The sequence below is a fragment of the Bradyrhizobium sp. 141 genome (assembly GCF_023074055.1).
Classification (GTDB): Bacteria; Pseudomonadota; Alphaproteobacteria; order Rhizobiales; family Xanthobacteraceae; genus Bradyrhizobium.
Genome location: NZ_JADPKR010000119.1, coordinates 1 through 836, shown reverse-complemented (window position 1 = coordinate 836; position 836 = coordinate 1). Strand labels below are relative to the sequence as shown.

The following is an 836-nucleotide window of genomic DNA, read 5'->3' as shown; positions in this document are numbered from 1 at the left end:
GATATCGACGACGGCAAGGTTCAGTTTCGCTGGAAAGATTATCGCAATGGCCACCGTCAAAAGACGATGACGCTTGGCGCTGACGAATTCATCCGTCGGTTCCTGCTTCACGTACTTCCCGACGAGTTTCAACGTATTCGGTATTTCGGCTTCCTGGCCAATCGCTACCGCGCAGAGAAGCTCGCTCTGTGCCGGCAGCTCATGCAGATGCCGCCGCCCACGCCCAACCGGAACCGCGAAGTCAACAAGGACTACAGAGATCGATATGAGGCACTCACGGGTATCTCCCTGAAGACGTGCCCGCTGTGTCGCTGTGGCACCATGGTGGTCATCGAAACTTTCGAACGCGCTTCTAGCCGTGCACCAATCATGGACACCTCATGACGGCCATCAGCAACTCACCATCATATGATTCGACCGACCTTGCGCGATCACGCGAACAGGACAATTTCGTCACCTGCAGCTTAACATCGCGTGTCCAAGCTGTTTTTCTTGCGCTTTACACGTCATCGAGTTCGTCTACGCGGCACCGCATCCGCTTCAATCTCCTGTCCGCACCCTTTGCGACCGGTTTTCTTGGCTCCTCGCAACTCCTCGCCGAGTTGCAATGCCCATAGCTGTGGCACTGCCGTGCCCGGCGGTTTTGTCCAACACGTTTTTAGCCCACCGCCGCGGATCAGAATCTCGCGCTCAACCGCACCGCCGTGGCCGCGCCGCCGGGCTAAAAACGCTCTCTGATATGTTGCGCCGAAAGTTATGTTGCGCATCTGCGCTTGGGTGCTGTCCCGCGGACGATTGACAGCTTCTACGCAACATAATGCCAGCGCGCTGCGGGA

Annotated in this window: 2 protein-coding genes; one reads left to right on the top strand and one right to left on the bottom strand. The window is 57.2% G+C overall.

Features of this window, described 5'->3' with window-relative positions:
* Positions 1-384, top strand: a 384-nt coding sequence (locus IVA81_RS40200) for a transposase (RefSeq protein ID WP_247330386.1), incomplete at its 5' end; no start/stop codon positions are given.
* Between the two features lie 122 nt (positions 385-506).
* On the opposite strand, the gene IVA81_RS40195 is transcribed toward IVA81_RS40200, so the two are convergent.
* Positions 507-836: hypothetical protein (locus IVA81_RS40195; RefSeq protein ID WP_247330383.1), on the bottom strand; the 330-nt coding region annotated here is incomplete at its 5' end.